We start from the raw sequence: 699 nt of genomic DNA on the forward strand, positions 1-699 counted from the left end.
TTAAACAGTTTGTTATGTGCTACTTAACGTGCTGATTTATTAACTTTTCCAACTTTGATTGCGCTGCTTCAAACCAAGTATGAAGCTCTTCATTAGCTTCTATATAAGGGTGGTTGCTAGGAATCGTATCTCCATTTTCGAGCTTTGGTTCACTTAGTTCATCCATTCCTAAGCTGATGATATCTTTAGAGATAGAAGTATCTATCTTTGACCGCCGAAAATATAGGCTACACAAAGTGTCAATCTTGATTCCAAGCCCTACAAACTTTTCAATAAGCTTTTCGTCGTGATCCTTACCTAGATTGAGCGAGCGATTTACCTTGGTACCTAACGAGTAAAACTCATATACGGCTCCTGTAAGCTCTTCTAACTTTTCTATAGCCCTTTCCTTGCTATCCCGCTTCCTAATGAACCATTGATTTAGCAATAAAAGAGTAACAGCAAGAGTTGTCGATATAGCGACAGTAAATAGCTTCGCTTGTTCTGTAGGCTCAGAGAATACCGTAGAAAACCATTCAAATATCATCAAAATTCCTTACATACTGCGATAGCACATAACGCCCTGTTAAGGTGTGAGCAACGCAATACAAAAGCCGCCGCATACCACCTTAAACACTAAAATCAATGCATAGTGAAAATGCCACGCGTTGCGAATCACTCTTAAACAGTTTGTTATGCCTGTCCTAACACGCGCTCGAT

The 699-nt window shown here is 39.6% G+C and carries 1 protein-coding gene; it reads right to left on the reverse strand.

All coding sequences use genetic code 11. The features are described 5' to 3' along the window. Positions 1 to 19 precede the first annotated feature (19 nt). Positions 20 to 526: a hypothetical protein gene (locus tag KIO97_RS26375; RefSeq protein ID WP_285384383.1), complete on the reverse strand. Its 507-nt coding sequence runs from the start codon at positions 524 to 526 to the stop codon at positions 20 to 22. Positions 527 to 699 lie beyond the last annotated feature (173 nt).

This window comes from Vibrio sp. B181a, assembly GCF_030248375.1.
Lineage (GTDB): Bacteria > Pseudomonadota > Gammaproteobacteria > Enterobacterales > Vibrionaceae > Vibrio > Vibrio campbellii.

Coding starts and splice junctions, on each gene's coding strand:
- KIO97_RS26375 (WP_285384383.1), bottom strand. CDS start 526: ATGATATTTGAATGGTTTTCTACGGTATTCTCTGAGCCTACAGAACAA.